The sequence below is a fragment of the Streptomyces sp. NPDC059201 genome (genome assembly GCF_042754585.1).
Taxonomy (GTDB): Bacteria; Actinomycetota; Actinomycetes; order Streptomycetales; family Streptomycetaceae; genus Streptomyces.
The window spans coordinates 92413-107834 of record NZ_JBHZBB010000004.1; the positions used below are offsets into that span (position 1 = coordinate 92413).

General features: G+C 73.3%; 12 protein-coding genes and 1 pseudogene. 7 read left to right on the forward strand and 6 right to left on the reverse strand.

Annotation, left to right across the window (positions count from 1 at the left end; genetic code table 11):
- Positions 1-11: 11 nt before the first annotated feature.
- Entirely contained in the window at positions 12-1229 is a 1218-nt protein-coding gene (locus ACFXMG_RS14760) for an MFS transporter (protein ID WP_383815393.1), read from the forward strand.
- 35 nt (positions 1230-1264) lie between these two features.
- On the forward strand, positions 1265-3772 hold the full coding sequence (locus ACFXMG_RS14765; protein WP_383815396.1) for a DUF4132 domain-containing protein: 2508 nt from the start codon (positions 1265-1267) through the stop codon (positions 3770-3772).
- Here ACFXMG_RS14765 and ACFXMG_RS14770 read toward each other — a convergent pair.
- The gene (locus ACFXMG_RS14770) at positions 3744-4532 is read right to left on the reverse strand and encodes an alpha/beta fold hydrolase (RefSeq protein ID WP_383815398.1); all 789 of its coding nucleotides are present in this window, start codon (positions 4530-4532) and stop codon (positions 3744-3746) included. The two genes, ACFXMG_RS14765 and ACFXMG_RS14770, sit on opposite strands and share 29 nt — an antisense overlap.
- Positions 4533-4680: 148 nt before the next feature.
- On the opposite strand from ACFXMG_RS14770, the gene ACFXMG_RS14775 reads away from it, so the two are divergent.
- Genes ACFXMG_RS14775 through ACFXMG_RS14785 form a run of 3 tightly spaced genes read left to right on the forward strand, consistent with a single transcriptional unit; the run spans position 4681 to position 6358 of the window.
- Entirely contained in the window at positions 4681-5115 is a 435-nt protein-coding gene (locus ACFXMG_RS14775) for a hypothetical protein (protein WP_383815401.1), read from the forward strand.
- 15 nt (positions 5116-5130) lie between these two features.
- Entirely contained in the window at positions 5131-5571 is a 441-nt protein-coding gene (locus ACFXMG_RS14780; protein ID WP_383815403.1) for a thiol-disulfide oxidoreductase DCC family protein, read from the forward strand.
- Between the two features lie 10 nt (positions 5572-5581).
- The gene (locus tag ACFXMG_RS14785) at positions 5582-6358 is read left to right on the forward strand and encodes a TetR/AcrR family transcriptional regulator (RefSeq protein ID WP_383815406.1); all 777 of its coding nucleotides are present in this window, start codon (positions 5582-5584) and stop codon (positions 6356-6358) included.
- Positions 6359-6373: 15 nt separating this feature from the next.
- On the opposite strand, the gene ACFXMG_RS14790 is transcribed toward ACFXMG_RS14785, so the two are convergent.
- The 3 genes from ACFXMG_RS14790 to ACFXMG_RS14800 form a co-directional block, all read right to left on the reverse strand.
- Positions 6374-7927 (reverse strand): ABC transporter substrate-binding protein, encoded by a 1554-nt coding sequence (locus ACFXMG_RS14790; RefSeq protein ID WP_383815409.1) that lies wholly within the window; start codon positions 7925-7927, stop codon positions 6374-6376.
- Between the two features lie 194 nt (positions 7928-8121).
- On the reverse strand, positions 8122-9402 hold the full coding sequence (locus ACFXMG_RS14795) for a metallophosphoesterase (RefSeq protein ID WP_383815411.1): 1281 nt from the start codon (positions 9400-9402) through the stop codon (positions 8122-8124).
- A gap of 61 nt (positions 9403-9463) precedes the next feature.
- The gene (locus ACFXMG_RS14800) at positions 9464-9709 is read right to left on the reverse strand and encodes an SCO4848 family membrane protein (protein ID WP_383815414.1); all 246 of its coding nucleotides are present in this window, start codon (positions 9707-9709) and stop codon (positions 9464-9466) included.
- Between the two features lie 109 nt (positions 9710-9818).
- Here ACFXMG_RS14800 and ACFXMG_RS14805 point away from each other — a divergent pair.
- A pseudogene (locus ACFXMG_RS14805) lies at positions 9819-11112 on the forward strand (D-alanyl-D-alanine carboxypeptidase family protein); the annotation flags it as partial.
- On the opposite strand, the gene ACFXMG_RS14810 reads toward ACFXMG_RS14805, so the two are convergent.
- Entirely contained in the window at positions 11062-12060 is a 999-nt protein-coding gene (locus tag ACFXMG_RS14810) for a YihY/virulence factor BrkB family protein (RefSeq protein WP_383815416.1), read from the reverse strand. The pseudogene ACFXMG_RS14805 and the gene ACFXMG_RS14810 sit on opposite strands and share 51 nt — an antisense overlap.
- A gap of 374 nt (positions 12061-12434) precedes the next feature.
- Here ACFXMG_RS14810 and glgA point away from each other — a divergent pair, with 374 nt between their 5' ends.
- A complete protein-coding gene (gene glgA / locus ACFXMG_RS14815; protein WP_383815668.1) occupies positions 12435-13616 on the forward strand; it encodes a glycogen synthase in 1182 nt (393 codons plus the stop codon).
- Between the two features lie 194 nt (positions 13617-13810).
- Here glgA and ACFXMG_RS14820 read toward each other — a convergent pair whose 3' ends face one another.
- A complete protein-coding gene (locus ACFXMG_RS14820) occupies positions 13811-15403 on the reverse strand; it encodes a GMC family oxidoreductase (RefSeq protein WP_383815419.1) in 1593 nt (530 codons plus the stop codon).
- Positions 15404-15422: the final 19 nt, after the last annotated feature.

A 15422-nucleotide genomic window follows, 5' to 3' on the forward strand; every position in this document is an offset into this window, starting at 1 on the left:
ACTCTGCGCGCATGCCGTCCGCCGCCACCGCGTCGCCCCCCGCCGTCCGCCACCCCCTGCGCACCCGCCCCTTCCGGCTGCTCTTCGCCGGGCGGCTGCTCTCCCTCACCGGAGACGCCGTCGTGCCCGCCGCGCTCGCCCTCGCCGTCCTGGAGGCCACCGGCTCCACGGGCGCGCTCGCGCTCGTGCTCGCGTGCGCGATGGTGCCGAAGCTGCTGCTCCTGCCGGTCGGCGGAGTGCTCGCCGACCGGTTCGACGCCCGCGCCATCGCCCTCGCCACCGACCTCGCCCGGTGCGCCACCCAGCTCCTCGTCGGGGCCCAGCTCCTGAGCGGCAGCCCCACCCTCTGGCTCATCGCCGCCGCCTCGGCCGTCGGCGGCGCGGCCGGCGCCTTCGCCATGCCGACCAGCTCGCCCCTGGTGCGCGGGACGGTCGCCCCCGAGGCGCTCCTGCGGGCCAACGCCGCCATGGGCATCGCGCACAGCGCCACGCGCGTGGGCGGGCCCGCGCTGGCCGGCGCGCTCGTCCTCACCGTCGGCCCCGGCTGGGCCTTCGTCCTGGACGCCGCCTCCTTCGCGGTCAGCGCCGCGCTCCTCGCCGTCCTGCGGGTCGAGCGGGTGCCGATCCCCCGCCGGTCCTTCCTCGCCGACCTGCGCGAGGGCTGGCGGGAGGTCAGGTCCCGCGACTGGTACTGGACCAGCCTCGTCGCCCACAGCGCCTGGAACGGAGCCGCAGCCGTCCTGATGACCCTCGGCCCGGCGATCGCCCTCGACCGGCTCGGCGGGGCGGGCGCCTGGGTGCTGCTGCTCCAGGTCGGCGCGGTGGGGCTGCTCGCCGGCTCGCTGCTCGCCGACCGGCTGAGCCCCGCCCGGCCCGTCCTCCTCGCCAACCTCGCCCTCTCCACGTACGCGCTGCCGCTGGCGCTGCTCGCCGCCGGGGCACCCGCCTGGGCCGTCATCGCCGCGTACGGGCTCGCGCAGGCCGGCCTCGGCTTCCTCAACCCCGTCTGGCAGACGGTCGTCCAGCGCGCGGTCCCGGAGCAGGTCCTTGCCCGGGTGGTCTCGTACGACTGGCTCCTCTCGCTCGCCGCGATGCCGGTCGGCTACACGCTGGCCCCGCTCGCCGCCGACGCCTGGGGCCCCGGCGTCCCGCTGGTCGCGGCGGCCGTCCTGGTCGGCGGCTGCTGCCTGGCGACGGCGCTGGTGCCGGGGGTGCGGCGGGTGCGCTGAGCCCGTTGTCAGTGGCGGGTCCTACCGTGGTCGGCATGGTGGGGATCACGGGCCCGGTGAGCGGGCTGGACGAGGCGGTGGACCGCGAGCGGGCCGGACGGGCGGGGGCGCTCGTGGAGTTCCTGGACGCGCTCGACGCGGCGGGACGGCGTGCGGCGGCCTTCGCGCTCCAGCGTCACGGGGCGCACCGGGGGACGGCGGAGCTCGGTCTCGCCCACCTGGCCGGGCAGCGTCTCGGCTGGTCGGCCGCCGAGTCCGACCGGATGCTCGCGCGGCTCCTCGGCCGGGACGCGGAGTTCTGCCCGCACGAGCTGCGCGAGGCGTTCCTGGTCGTGGTGCCGATCGCCGTCGCGGTGGCCGAGCAGGTGGAGGAGTACGACCGGCCGAGACTGCGGACGCTCCGTCACCTGGGCGAGTCCTACCGGTGGTACGGGAACGGCGAGGGGTACCAGGGCATCCGGCGCAGGATCGACGCGCTGCTGGCCCGCGAGGCGCCCGTCGTCGACGGCCGGCTCCCCCGGCACCTGCTCGACGCGCTCGACGACTACGGTCCCGCGATGCGCGCGGCCCACGGGGAACTGCTGTCGGGTGCGGGCGTCGCCGCGTTCCTCGGGCACTGCGCGCTGCTCGACAGGCCGCGGGCCACCCGGGCCTGGCGGAAGCGGGCGGCGGAGCTGCTGGCCGGGGCCGAGCGGGGTGCGGAGGTGGTGCGGCGGCTGCTGGAGGGGATCGCCGCACAGCCCGAGCACCGGGTGCACGACCTGAACCCGTTCGGGATGGGGCTCGCCTCGCTCGCCGGGGAGGGCAACACCTCCTTGGTCCGCGGCCTGTTGTGGGCCGCGCTCGGCGTCGGGGAGGAGTGGGCGGTGCCGCTGGTGGGGGCCGTGGCGCTGAACGCGGGGACGGGGCTCGGCGGGTCCGGGGGGATGTGCCGGAGCCAGCCGCTCGCCACGACGGCCGTCGCGGTCCTCGGGGAGTGCCCGGCCGAGCGGGCCGGGGAGGCCGTCGCGGAGCTGGGACGACTGCCGAGACGGGTGGTCAACCGGACGGTGGTGAAGGGGATCGCGCGCGCCCGGGAGGCGGTCTCCGCGCGGGCCGGGATCACCGCGTCGATGCTGCGGGAGCGGGCGGTCCCGGAGCTCGGGCTCGACGGGCGCGGGGTGCGGGAGACCCCCCTGGGGGCGTACACGGCGGAGCTGGCGGTACGGGAGCCGGGCACGGCGCTGCTCTCCTTCAGGGGCCCGGAGGGGAGGCTCCTGAAGACCGCGCCGAAGGAGGTGCGGGAGGCGCGCGCCGAGGAGCTGAAGGATGTGCGAGCCGGGCTGCGGGCGCTGTCGGCGCTGCTGTCGGAGGAGCGGGCCCGCCTGGAGGAGCACCTGGCGGCGGGCACGAGCTGGCCGGCGGAGGACTGGCAGCGGTACTACGTGGACCATGCGGTGACGGGGGCGGTGGCGCGGGCGCTGGTGTGGGAGGCGGGGGGCGACCTCGGGGGCTGGGTCGCCGGGCTGCCGGAGCGGTCGGGGGGCGGGTGGGTGCTGGCCGGGGCGGACGGCACCGCGCGGCCGGTCGGGGCGGGCGACTGGCTGCGGCTGTGGCATCCGCTGCGGGCCGGGGACGAGGAGGTCGCCGGGTGGCGGGCGGCGCTGCTCGACCGGGAGGTGCGGCAGCCGTTCAAGCAGGTGTTCCGGGAGGTGTACCCGCTGACGCCGGCGGAGCGGGAGACAGCGTCGTACTCGAACCGCTTCGCGGGCCACGTGCTGCGGTACGGGCAGGCGCGGGCGCTGATGACGGGCCGGGGCTGGGCGGGGCGGCACCTGGGGCACTTCTCCGAGGGGGACTCCTCCGAGCTGGTGAAGGAGCTGCCCGCGCCGGGCGAGCTGCCTGCGGCGGAGGGGACGCGGTGGCGGGCCCGCTTCTTCGTCGACCTCGTCGACCAGGGGGCGTACTCGGACGGGCTCGCGCTGCTGTGCGCGACGGACCAGGTGCGGTTCGAGCGGCGGGCGGGGTCCGCGGGGCCGCGCGCCTGGGAGGAGGCGCCGCTGGAGGAGGTGCCGGCGCTGGTGCTGTCGGAGGCGCTGCGGGACGTGGACCTGTTCGTGGGGGTGGCGTCGGTCGGGGCGGACCCGGAGTGGCGGGACCGGGGCGCGGACCGGGCCTACGGCGACTACTGGCGGAGCTGGGGCTTCGGGGAGCTGACGGCGGGGGCGCGGGTGCGGCGGGAGACGCTGGCGCGGCTGCTGCCGCGGACCCGGCTCGCGGACCGGGTGGAGCTGACGGACCGGTTCCTGCGGGTGCGGGGGGAGCTGGGGGCGTACCGGATCCACCTGGGTTCGGGGAACGTGCTGATGGAGCCCTCGGACGCGTATCTGTGCGTGGTGGTGGACCGGGCGCGGGAGGCCGGGCGGGCGGCGGGGAAGGTGTTCCTGCCGTTCGAGGAGGACGGCGGGATGCTGTCGGTGATCCTGTCGAAGGCGTTCCTGCTGGCCGCCGACGACCGGATCACCGACCCGTCGATCACCGCGCAGCTGCGGCGGGGGCGCTGAGCCCGGCGAGGTGGTCGAGGAGGAGGCGGAGGGTCTCCTCGGGGCGCTCCAGGGACGGCAGGTGACCGGCCCAGTCGAGCTCGACGTGGCGGGCCTCCGGGAGGAGGGCGGCCGTCTTCTCGCCGATGGCGCGGAAGTCGGGGAGGTCGTGGGCGCCGGTGACGACGAGGGCGGGCACGCCGATCGTCGCGAGGTCGTCCTCGGTGACGCCGGCCGACCGGGCCTCGTGCTCCTCGGGGACGTCGAGCTGGAGCTCGAAGGCGCGGCGCTGCATGGTGTGGACGAGGGCGCGGGCCTCGGGGCCGGCGCCAGGGCCGAGCCACAGCTCGACGTTGAGGGCGGTGGCCCCCTCCACGTCACCGGCTTCGAGGAGGGCGTCCTCCCGCTCGCAGAAGGCGGTGAGTTCGGGTCCCTCCTCGTGCTCGACGGGGGCGGCGGCGCAGAGCAGCGCGAGCGCGGCGGTGCGGCCGGGGTGGCGGACGGCGAACTCCAGGGCGACCTCGCCGCCGAAGGAGGAGCCGACGAGCACGGCCCGCTCGGCGCCGAGGTGGTCGAGGAGGTCGCGGACGTCGTCGGCGTGCAGGTGCGGTGCGTCGGCGGGGGTCTCGCCGAAGCCGCGGAGGTCGCAGCGGACGACCCGGTGTCCGGCGTCGGCGAGGGCCTGGAACTGCCCGTCCCACATCCGGCGGTCGCAGACCCCGGAGTGCAGCAGGACGACGGTCTGGGGGCCGGTGCCGGCCGTGTCATGAGAGAGCGTCACCCGCGTGACTGTAGACGCCCCTGACATCACGGGCCACACCTTTCCCACCGCCTTCCCATCACTCCTCCACCCGCGACTTGAACACGTTCAAGAAGGGGTCTACAGTCATGACTGCCAGCATTTGAACGCGTTCAAGGGAGCGTGGGGCATGGACCTCACTGTCGTCGCGTACATCGCCTACCTGCTGATCAGCGTGGCCCTCACCATCTGGGTCGCCCGCACCCTCAGCCGTAACGGAAGGATCTTCCTCGCCGACGTGCTGCACGGGAACGAGAAGCTCGCGGAGGCCGTCAACCACCTCCTGGTGGTCGGCTTCTACCTCGTCAACTTCGGCTTCGTCGCCCTCTACCTGCGCCAGGACGCGACCGTCCTCGACGCCCGGGAGCTCTTCGAGGCCCTCTCCGTCAAGCTCGGCGTCGTCCTGCTCGTCCTGGGCGTGATGCACCTCGGCAACGTCTACGTCCTCAACAAGATCCGCCGCCGGGGCGCCATGGAGCGCGAGCAGGTCCCGCCGGTCGCCCCGCAGGGCTGGACCACCGGCCCCAAGAACGGCCCCTGGGCCCCGCCCGCCCCGCAGTCCTGACCCGGCCGGCCGACGATGACGACCCCCGCCTCCCGTCAGGGCACCCCCGTCGGACGTCTGACCGTGCTGTACGACGCCGACTGCCCGCTCTGCGTGCACCTCAGGCACTGGCTGCTGCGCCAGCGGCAGCTCGTACCGCTCGACCTCGTCCCGGCCGGCTCGCAGCGGGCACGGGACCTCTACCCGGACCTCGACCACGCCTCCACGCTGCGGGAGATCACCGTGATCGGGGACCGGGGCCAGGTCTACACGGCCTCGGCCGCCTGGATCGTCTGCCTCTGGGCGCTGGCCGAGCACCGGCCCAGGGCCCACTGGCTCGCCACCCCCGCCGGACAGCCCTTCGCCCGCGCGGCCGTCCTCGCCGCCGCGCGCTGGCGGGAGGCGCTCAAGGGCCCCGGCGCAGGGGACGGACCCTGCGGGGACGGGCACTGCGAAGTGCCCGGTCCGCCCGGCTAGGCTCGGCTCCGTGAAGGACGCGAAGGAAGAGAAGAAGGCCCCGGCCGCTCCGAAGACCTCCGAGGCTTCGAAGGCCCCGAAGAGCGAGCAGACCCGGACGCTCATCCTGGAGACCGCGCTGCGGCTCTTCCGGGAGCGGGGGTACGACAAGACCACCATGCGGGCCATCGCCCAGGAGGCCGGGGTCTCGGTCGGGAACGCCTACTACTACTTCGCGTCCAAGGAGCACCTGGTCCAGGGCTTCTACGACCGCATCGCCGAGGAGCACCAGGCGGCGGTCCGGCCCGTCCTGGAGGGCGGCGAGAAGGAACTCGTCGCCCGCATCAGGGGCGTCCTGCTCGCCTGGCTCGACATCGCGGAGCCGTACCACGAGTTCGCGGCCCAGTTCTTCAAGAACGCGGCCGACCCGGACAGCCCGCTCTCGCCGTTCTCCCCCGAGTCGGAGGGCCCGCGCGAGGCGGCGATCGAGGTCCACCGCCGGGTGATCTCCGGCGCCTCGGTGAAGATCGACCCCGAACTCTCCGAGGCGCTGCCGCAGTTGCTCTGGCTCCAGCAGATGGGCCTGGTGCTGTTCTGGGTGTACGACCGCTCCGAGGGCGCCGCCAACAGCCGCCGCCTGGTGGAGCGGCTGTCGCCCGTCACCGCGCGGGCGATCTCGCTCTCCCGCTTCCGCATCCTGCGCCCGCTGGTCAAGGAGACCCACGAGCTGCTCGCGGACTTCATGCCGACGGCCGCCGGCATGGCGGCTTCGGGGCGGCCCCGCAGGACCGCCCCGAAGCAGGACTGAGCGCGCCTCGGCGGCTCAGATCCAGGAGAGCTCCCACAGGCGCCAGATGCCGGTGCCGTCCGAGAGGTTCTGCGAGCCGCCGACACCCTCGGTGGCGAGGACGTAGTCCTTCTTCTGCCAGAGCGGGACCAGCGGCACGTCCTTGGCGACCTCGTCCTGGATCGCCTTGAAGTCGCGGGTGGTCCGGGAGCGGTCGCTGTACTGCTGGGTGTCGGTGATCAGCTTGTCGACGGTCTTGCTGGAGTAGCCGTTGTCCAGGGTGTTCCCGGTGCCGACGAGCGGGGCCGTGAAGCTGTCCGAGTCGGGGAAGTCGGGGAGCCAGCCGACGGTGTACGCGTCGTAGGCGCCGCTGGTGTAGCCCTTCTGGAAGGTCTGCCAGTCGGCCTCCACGACCTTCACCTCGAAGAGCCCGGTCTCCTCCAGCTGCTTCTTGATCTGCGCGGTCTCGGCCTTGTACGTGGCGTCCTGGCGGTAGCCGAAGGTGAACGCGACCGGCGTCTCCACGCCCGCGTCCTCCAGCAGCTTCTTCGCCTTCGCCTGGTCCGGCGCCGGGTAGCGGTCGTAGAAGGCCGTGCTGTGGCCGACGAAGCCCTGCGGGATCAGCGAGTACAGCGGCTCGACCGTGCCCTTGTAGGCGCCGGTGGTGATGGCCGGGCGGTCGAGGACCGCCGCGATCGCCTGGCGTACCGCCTTGGACCCCATCGGCGAGTCGGCCCGGGTGTTGAAGATGATGTTGCGGATCTCGGCGCTCTCCGCCTCGGTGAGGCGCGTGCCGCCGTTGGTGTCCAGGTTCTCCACGAAGGACGGCGGGAGCTGCCGGTGCGTCACCTGGACGTCCTTGGACTTCCAGGCGTTCGCCAGGTCCTCGGACTGCTTGTAGTACTTCACGAGGACCGGCCGGCCCGTCTTGGCGAGCGCGCCGCGGTACTTCGGGTTCGGCTCCAGCAGGGCGCTCTGGCCCGGCTTGTACTCCTTGAGGAGGTACGGGCCGGTGCCGTCGACGCCGTTGTCCTGGCGCAGCGCGTCGGCCGGGTAGCGCTCGCGGTCGACGATCGAGCCGGCGCCGGTGGCCAGCTTCAGCGGGAAGGTGGCGTCCCGGCCGCTGAGGTGGAAGGTGACGGTGAGGCCGTCGGCCGTCACGTTCTTCAGGGTGGGGAAGAGCGGGGCGGGTCCGACCTCGGCCTTGATCTTCAGCATCCGGTCGAAGGAGTACTTGACGTCCTCGGCCACCACCTTGCGCCCGCTGGGGAAGGCGAGGTCGCCGCGGAGCGTGCACTGGTACGTGGTGAGCTTGTCGCCCACGAACTTGCAGCTCTCGGCGGCGTCCGGGCTCGGGGTGGTGAAGCCCGGCTTGAAGGTCAGCAGCGACTGGTAGACGTTGCTGTAGATCGCCCAGGAGCCGGCGTCGTAGGCACCGGCCGGGTCGAGCGAGGTGACCTCGTCGGTGGTGCCCACGGGGACGGGGTCGGTACGGCCCTCGTCGGAGGGCAGGAGTTGCCAGCCCCCCACCCCCGCGGCCACCAGTACTCCACAAGTGATGAGGATCCGGAGTCGGACCGTCGACCGCATTGCCGTGCTTCCTTTTTTCGTGCAAAAACCCCAAGAGCGACGTCCCCCGAATCGTCGCGTTTGCGCCACCCAATCACACGGGTTTCACACGGGGAAGAGGAAACCTTCACATGGCATGCATATGTCCGGGAAATGCGAATTTAAGTCGATGAGCAGCACGTATCGACCCCGGCGCAGCGAGTGACATTCTCCGATTACGCCTGTTTCGAGGCGAGTTGGACGAGGGTGATGTCGGAGGGCGCGCCGACCCGGACCGGCGGTCCCCACGCGCCCGCGCCCCGCGAGACGTACAGCTGGGTGTCGCCGTACCGCTCCAGTCCGGCCACGGTCGGGTTGGCGAGTTCGGCGAGGAAGTTGCCGGGCCAGAGCTGGCCGCCGTGGGTGTGTCCGGAGAGCTGGAGGTCGACGCCGTGCGCGACGGCGTCCTCGATGACGACCGGCTGGTGGGCGAGGAGGACGGCCGCGCGGGAGCGGTCGCGGTCGCCGAGCGCGCGGGCGAAGTCCGGCCCCTGCCCCTCGCTCTCGCCGGCCACGTCGTCCACGCCGGCGAGGTCGAAGCCGGCGGCGATCTCCAGGCGCTCGTTGCGCAGCGGGCGCATGCCGAGCTCGCGGACGTGGTCGACCCAGGCGTCGGCGCCGGAGAAGTACTCGTGGTTGCCGGTGACGAAGAAGGAGCCGTGCCGGGCGCGCAGCCGCGCCAGCGGCTCGGCGGCGGGCCCGAGGTTCTCCACGGTGCCGTCGACGAGGTCGCCGACGACGGCGATCAGGTCGGGCTGGGTGGCGTTGATCGCGTCGACGATCCGCTGCGAGTGGGCGCGCCCGAGGATCGGCCCGAGGTGGATGTCGGACACGACGGCGATCCGGTACCCGTGCGCGGCCCGCGGCAGCTTGGCCAGCGGCACGGTCACCCGCTTCACCTTCGGCCCCCGCAGCACCCCGTACGCCCCGTTCCCCACGGTCCCCACGGCAGCGGCGGCCGCGGCCCCACCGACGACCCGCGACACGAAGAGCCGCCGCGACACGTCGGAGACGACCGGCGCGTCGGACGCCTCGGCCTGTGGCACCTCCGGCGCCTCGGGTTCCCGAGTCAGCTCCGGTACGGGAACGGGCGCGGGCGCCGGTACGGGAACGGGCGCGACGGCCGGCGCGACGGCGGCCCGCCGGGCGAGCCACCGCAGCAGCAGCGGCCGCACGGCCTCCCCGACGACCAGCGCGAGCACCACGTACAGCAGCAGGGCGAGCCACAGGAACCCGGGCCAGGCCACGACCTGCTGGAACAGGAACGGCGCACCGGCCCGCCCGGAGACCAGCGCCGCGATCGACAGCACCGGCAGCACGACCACCGCCACAGTCCCGACCCGCCGCGCCACCCCACCGGCCGCGGTCACATCACGAACCAGCCGGCGCCACACGTACCAATGAACCCCGCCGAGCAGCAAGAGCACCAAGGCCAGAAAGGGCAGAAAGGCGATCACGCCTGGAACCTCACTTGTGTCGGTCGCCGGTGTTCGGTCGCCGGTCGTCGGTGGCCGGTCGTCAGTCGGTGGAGCGGCGGGAGGCGCGCAGTCCGCGCAACCCGATCACGCCGATCACCGTCCCCAGAACGAAGGACGTCACGGCGAGCAGCAGATGGACCCAGAAGTAGGCCGTCGGGTCTCCGGCGTCGTCGAAGGCGAGCCCGCTCCCGTCGTTCCATAGATTCTTGACGAAAGTGACCCAGATGAACCAGCTCCAGACCCCGAAGGCGAGCAGGAACCAGGAGACGCGGCGGCTGAGCTTCATGGGCTCAGTATCGCCGCGGGCCCTGTGGGGGCCGCGTCCGGGTGGATGGGGTGGGGTGGAGGGGGGCGTGGGGTTCGGATCGGTGGGGCGGGCATGTACGTTCTCGAGCGTGTCTGCTTCGAAGAGGATCGCTGGTGCGGTCACCGCCGCCCTGTTGCTGCCGATCGCGCTGGGGGCCGGGCCCGCGCGCGCCGACGAACCGGTGAGGCCGGGGGCCACGGCGAAGACGCCGGAGAAGAAGGTCGAGCAGCCGAAGCCGCCGCAGAACATGTCGACGGTCGGCGGGGTGCTGCTGGGGGTGCCGGGGACGCAGGTGAAGCTGGGGGCCGGGGCGCCGGTGCTGCCGAAGGAGCTGTCGGCGCGGTCGTGGATCGTCGCGGACGCGGAGAGCGGCGCGGTGCTCGCCTCGCACAACGCGCACTGGCGGCTCGCCCCCGCCTCCACGCTGAAGATGCTCTTCGCGGACACCCTGCTGCCGAAGTTCTCGGACAAGAAGCGGGTCCATCTGGTGACCGGCGCGGACCTGGCCGGGATCGGCGAGGGGTCGAGCCTCGTCGGGATAAAGGAGAAGCAGAGCTACACGGTCCGGGACCTGTGGCTCGGGGTCTTCCTGCGGTCCGGGAACGACGCGGTGCACGTGCTGACCCGGATGAACCAGGGCCTCAACAAGACCGTCGCCGAGATGAACGCGCGTGCGAGCGAGCTCCAGGCCCTCGACACGCACGTGAAGACGCCGGACGGCTACGACGCCCCGGGGCAGGTCTCGTCCGCGTACGACCTGACACTGATCGCCCGCAGCGGCATGCAGAAGGCGGACTTCCGGGAGTACGCGGCGACCCCGCGCGCGGCCTTCCCCGGCGAGGCGAAGCCGGGCAAGAAGCGCGAGACCTTCGAGATCCAGAACACCAACCGGCTGCTGACCGGTGACTTCGGCATCGCCCCGTACCAGGGCATCGCCGGGGTGAAGAACGGCAACACCACGCACGCGGGCGCCACCTTCACCGGGGTCGCCGAGCGGAACGGGCGGGTGCTGCTGGTGACGGTGATGAACCCCTCGTCGAAGGAGCAGCACGCCGTCTACAAGGAGGCCGCGCGCCTGCTCGACTGGGGCTTCGCGGCCTCCGGGAAGGTGACGCCGGTGGGTGAGCTGGTGCCGCCGCGGAACGCGGTCCCGGTGGCGCGGCCCTCGGGCGGTACGGAGTCGGGGGGCGCGCCGGCGCCGGGCAAGGATCAGGCGGGGTCGAGCGGTCCCGCCGTCGCCGCCGCCTCCGAGGGGGGTTCGGGCGGGGTCGGGATCGCGCTGGCCGTCGCGGGCGGGGTGCTGCTGCTGCTCGCGGCCGCGGTCTTCCTGGTCAACCGCCGCTGGCCGGCGACGGGGACTCGCTCCCGGTCCCGGTCCCAGTCGCGGTCCCAGTCCCCGTCGCCTTCTCGGTCCCGGTCCGGGTCCCGTTCTCGGTCTCGGTCTCGGTCTCGGACCGCCGATCCGGATCCGGATGTGAATCCTTAGAGTCCACGGCCGTCCACGCGGAGCAGAAGAGGAGGAGTTTCGCGGTGAAGTTGATCCAGAGGAGCAGGGCCACCGGCACGCCGAAGGCCCCGTACATGGACTTCGCCGCGACCTCCCGCATGTAGCCGCCGAGCAGCAGTTTGAGGAGTTCGAAGCCGGCCGCGCCGATCAGGGCGGCGACCACGAGCCGGCGGCGCGGCGGGTCGACGTCGGGCAGCAGTTTCAGGACGTAGAGCAGGATCAGGAAGTCGGCGGCCATCGCCACGAGGACGGCGGCGAACTGGAGCACCACGCCGCCCGCGCCGCCGCCGGAGATGCCGAGCCGGTCGGCGCTCCAGCCGACGGCCGTGGAGCCGAGCCAGGAGGCGGCGAGCGAGCAGAGGGCGACGCCGCCGAGCCCGACGAGGACGACGGCGTCCTTGCCCTTGCGGAGCACCGGGTTGCCCTCGTCGGCGTCGTCGAGGCCCCAGACCGCCCGCAGGCAGTCCCGCATCGAGCCGACCCAGCCGATGCCGGTGAAGAGCAGCAGGGCGCCGGCGACGAGTCCGACGGTGCCGGCGTTGGCGACGAGGCTGCCGATGTCGAGCTGGTCGGAGATGCCGGGGACCTGTTCGGAGAGCTTCTCCTCGATCCGGTCGAGCTGCTCGTCGGTGAGGAGCGCGGCGCCGATCGCGGCGGCGACCGTGATCAGCGGGAAGAGGGCGAGGAAGGAGAGGAAGGTGATGGCGGCCGCGAGGCGGCTCCAGTGCACCTCGTCCAGCCGCTCGTAGGAGCGCCAGGCGCGTGTCGTCATCAGTCGGGCGGCCCAGGGGCCGATGACGGGGAGCTTGGTCAGCCAGTCCATGGTTCCAACGTACGAGGCGGGCGTGCGCGGGGCGCGCATCCGGCGCCGGACACCCCGGAACGGGCCTGCCGGCTCGGTACGGTGACGGGGAGGGAGGTGTCCGCGGCCGGATCCGGGAGGCCGGGAACCGCCGCCGTACGCCCCCGAATCGCCTCGTCAGCCGCTCCGTGCGTCCTTCCGTCCCCGCTTCCCCGTCCGGGAGGGGGGAGCGAGGGCTGCGCGGAACCCGCCCGCCAGGGCGCCGATGTCAGGAAGTACGCATGAACTCGCAGCCGATCTCCGCCCCGTCCGCCGCCCCGTCCGCGGGGCCGGTCCCCGACCCGTCCGCAGGGCCGGTCGCCGCGCCGGCGGGCGGTGGGTCAGGGCGTCCGCGCGTGGATCTCCTCACCCGGGAGTATCCGCCGGAGGTCTACGGCGGGGCCGGGGTGCACGTCGCCGAGCTGTCGCGGGTGCTGCCGCGCCATGTCGACCTGCGGGTGCACTGCTTCGGCGGTCCCCGGGAGGGCGACGGGGTGCTGGCGCACGCGGAGCCGCACCTCGCCGACGGCGCGAACGCGGCGCTGCGGGTGCTCGGCGCGAACCTCGGGATGGTGGCGGCGGCGGCCGGGACGGAGCTGGTGCACAGCCACACCTGGTACGCGAACGCCGCCGGCTTTCTGTCGCAGGTGCTGCACGGGGTGCCGCACGTGGTGACGATGCACAGCCTGGAGCCGCTGCGGCCGTGGAAGGCGGAGCAGCTCGGTGGCGGGTACGCCCTGTCGTCGCTGGTGGAGCGGGTCGCCGTGGAGCGGGCGGACGCGGTGGTGGCGGTGTCGCGGGGCATGCGGGAGGACATCCTGCGGGTCTATCCGGAGGTCGATCCGGAGCGGGTGCACGTGGTGCACAACGGCATCGACACGGCGGTGCAGCGGCCGGACCGCGGGACGGCGGCGCTGGAGCGGTACGGCGTGGACCCGGACCGGCCGATCGTGCTCTTCGTGGGGCGGGTGACCCGGCAGAAGGGTCTCCCCCAGCTGCTGAGGGCGGCCTTCGACCTGGATCCGGAGGCGCAGCTGGTGCTGTGCTGCGGGCAACCGGACACGCCGGAGATCGCGGCGGAGACGGCGGCGCTCGTCGACGAGCTGAGCGCGGTGCGCAAGGGGGTGGTGCGGATCGACGGGATGCTGGATCCGGTGTCGTTGCGGCAGTTGCTCACGCACGCGTCGGTGTTCGTCTGCCCGTCGCTGTACGAGCCGATGGGGATCGTGAACCTGGAGGCGATGGCCTGCGGTACGCCGGTGGTGGCGACGGCGACGGGCGGGATCCCGGAGGTCGTGGTGGACGGCGGGACGGGGCTGCTGGTGCCGGTGGAGCAGCGGGCGGACGGTACGGGGACGCCGCTGGACGAGCGGCGGTTCGCGGCGGACCTGGCGGCGGCGGTGAACCGGCTCCTCGGGGATCCGGCGCTGGCGCGGGAGCTGGGGGCGGCCGGGCGGCTGCGGGCGGAGCGGGAGTTCGGCTGGGACCGGGCGGCGGAGCGGATCGCCGGGGTGTACGCGCGGGTGCTCGGCTCCTGACGCGTTCCGGCGGCTCCCCCGGCCCGGCCCCGGGGCGCGGCTCTCCGCGTCCCGGGGCGGGGGCGTACGGGGCCCGTACGGGTACGGGTACGGGTACGGGTACGGAACGGGAACGGCATGCGTGAAGGCCCCCGTCGGCCTGCGGGTGCAGGTGCGGCGGGGGCCTTCGGTGGGGCGGTGGGGCGCGGGGCGGGTCAGGCGGCGGCGAGGTCGTTCTTGATGAAGTCGGCGGCGCGCTCGCCGATCATGACGGCGGTGGTGTGGGTGTGGGCCGAGACGATCGTCGGCATGATCGAGGTGTCGGCGACCCGCAGGCCCTGGATGCCGTGGACGCGCAGCCGGGAGTCGACGACGGACAGCTCGTCGATGCCCATCTTGCAGGTGCCGGAGTAGTGGTGGTACGAGCCGGTGTTGCGGGAGACCCAGGTCTCCAGCTCGGCCCGGGTGCGCACGTCGGGGCCCGGGGCGACCTCCTTGACGCCCCATCGGCTGGTGAACGCCTTGGTGCGGAAGACCTCGCGGGCGATCTCGGTGCAGTCGGTGGCCCGGACGAGGTCGGCGCGCTCGGCGTAGAAGTTGGGGTTCACGCGGGGGCGGGCGAGCGGGTCGGCGCTGCGGAGCTTGATCCAGCCGCGGGAGAGCGGGCGGACGACGGCCGGCAGCATGATGACGAGGTGCGGGTCGACGTGGTCCTGTTCGTGGACCGAGGAGACGCTGCCGGTGGCCTTCCACTCGACGAGCTTCTCAATGAGCTTCTCGCCCCAGGGGGCGCGGGGCAGGAACCACAGCTCCAGGTCGGGGGCGAGGAGGCCGGGCTCGGAGCCCCAGAAGAGGACGGGTTCGTTGATGACGCCCTCGGTGGGGCCGGGCTTGTCCATGTAGCCGGTGGGGCCGATGACGAGCGGGTGGTTCTGGTAGTTCTCGCCCACGCCGGGGAGGTCGGCGACGACGTCGATGCCGAACTCGGCGAGCTGCTCGGGGTCGCCGACGCCGGAGAGCAGGAGCAGCTTCGGGGACTCGATGGCGCCGGAGCTGAGGACGACCTCGCGGTCGGCGCGGACGGTCGTGAGGGTGCCCTCGTGGACGTATTCGACGCCGACGCAGCGGGTGCCCTCGAAGAGCAGGCGGGTGGCGGTGGCCTCGGCGCGGACGGTGAGGTTGGCGCGGTCCCTGGCGGGTTCGTAGTAGCCGGCGCGGACGCCGCCGCGCTTGCCGTCGGGGGTGATGTCGAGGTGGTGCCAGCCGACGCCGAAGTAGTCGACGTTGACGTCGGCGACCTGGGGGTAGCCGAGTTCGACGCAGCCGTCGACGAAGGACTGGGAGACGGGGTTGCCCTCGTCTCCGGCGTTGACGACGTTGATGGGGCCGTCGAGGCCGGCGGTGGGGTTGGTGCCGTCCTTCTGGTTCTCGACGCGCTGGAGGTAGGGCAGGACGTCGCGGGCGGACCAGCCTGCGGCGCCGCCGTAGGCCCAGGAGTCGTAGTCGGCGTCCCGGCCCCGGTTGTGGATCATGTGGTAGATGCTGGAGCTGCCGCCGAGGCCGCGGCCGGCGGCGGAGTAGACGGTCTCGCCGCCCATGGCCGGCTGGGGTTCGGTGAGGTAGGACCAGTCGAACTCGCTCAGGTTGGTCTGGGACCAGAGTTCGGGCACCTCGATCAGCGGGTCGTCCTTGGCGCTGCCGGCTTCGAGGACCAGCACGGAGACGTCGGGGAGTTCGCTGAGCCGGGCGGCCGTCACCAGGCCGGCGGTGCCTCCGCCGACGATGACGAAGTCAAAGGTCTCGGTCATGGTTGTTCGATTCCCTGGG

Excerpts from the sequence above, each read along its gene's own strand:
- ACFXMG_RS14810 (WP_383815416.1), bottom strand. The coding sequence starts at position 12,060 with ATGGACTGGCTGACCAAGCTCCCCGTCATCGGCCCCTGGGCCGCCCGA.
- ACFXMG_RS14780 (WP_383815403.1), top strand. The coding sequence starts at position 5,131 with ATGACGACCCCCGCCTCCCGTCAGGGCACCCCCGTCGGACGTCTGACC.
- ACFXMG_RS14790 (WP_383815409.1), bottom strand. The coding sequence starts at position 7,927 with ATGCGGTCGACGGTCCGACTCCGGATCCTCATCACTTGTGGAGTACTG.
- ACFXMG_RS14760 (WP_383815393.1), top strand. The coding sequence starts at position 12 with ATGCCGTCCGCCGCCACCGCGTCGCCCCCCGCCGTCCGCCACCCCCTG.
- ACFXMG_RS14800 (WP_383815414.1), bottom strand. The coding sequence starts at position 9,709 with ATGAAGCTCAGCCGCCGCGTCTCCTGGTTCCTGCTCGCCTTCGGGGTC.
- ACFXMG_RS14765 (WP_383815396.1), top strand. The coding sequence starts at position 1,265 with ATGGTGGGGATCACGGGCCCGGTGAGCGGGCTGGACGAGGCGGTGGAC.
- ACFXMG_RS14775 (WP_383815401.1), top strand. The coding sequence starts at position 4,681 with ATGGACCTCACTGTCGTCGCGTACATCGCCTACCTGCTGATCAGCGTG.
- ACFXMG_RS14820 (WP_383815419.1), bottom strand. The coding sequence starts at position 15,403 with ATGACCGAGACCTTTGACTTCGTCATCGTCGGCGGAGGCACCGCCGGC.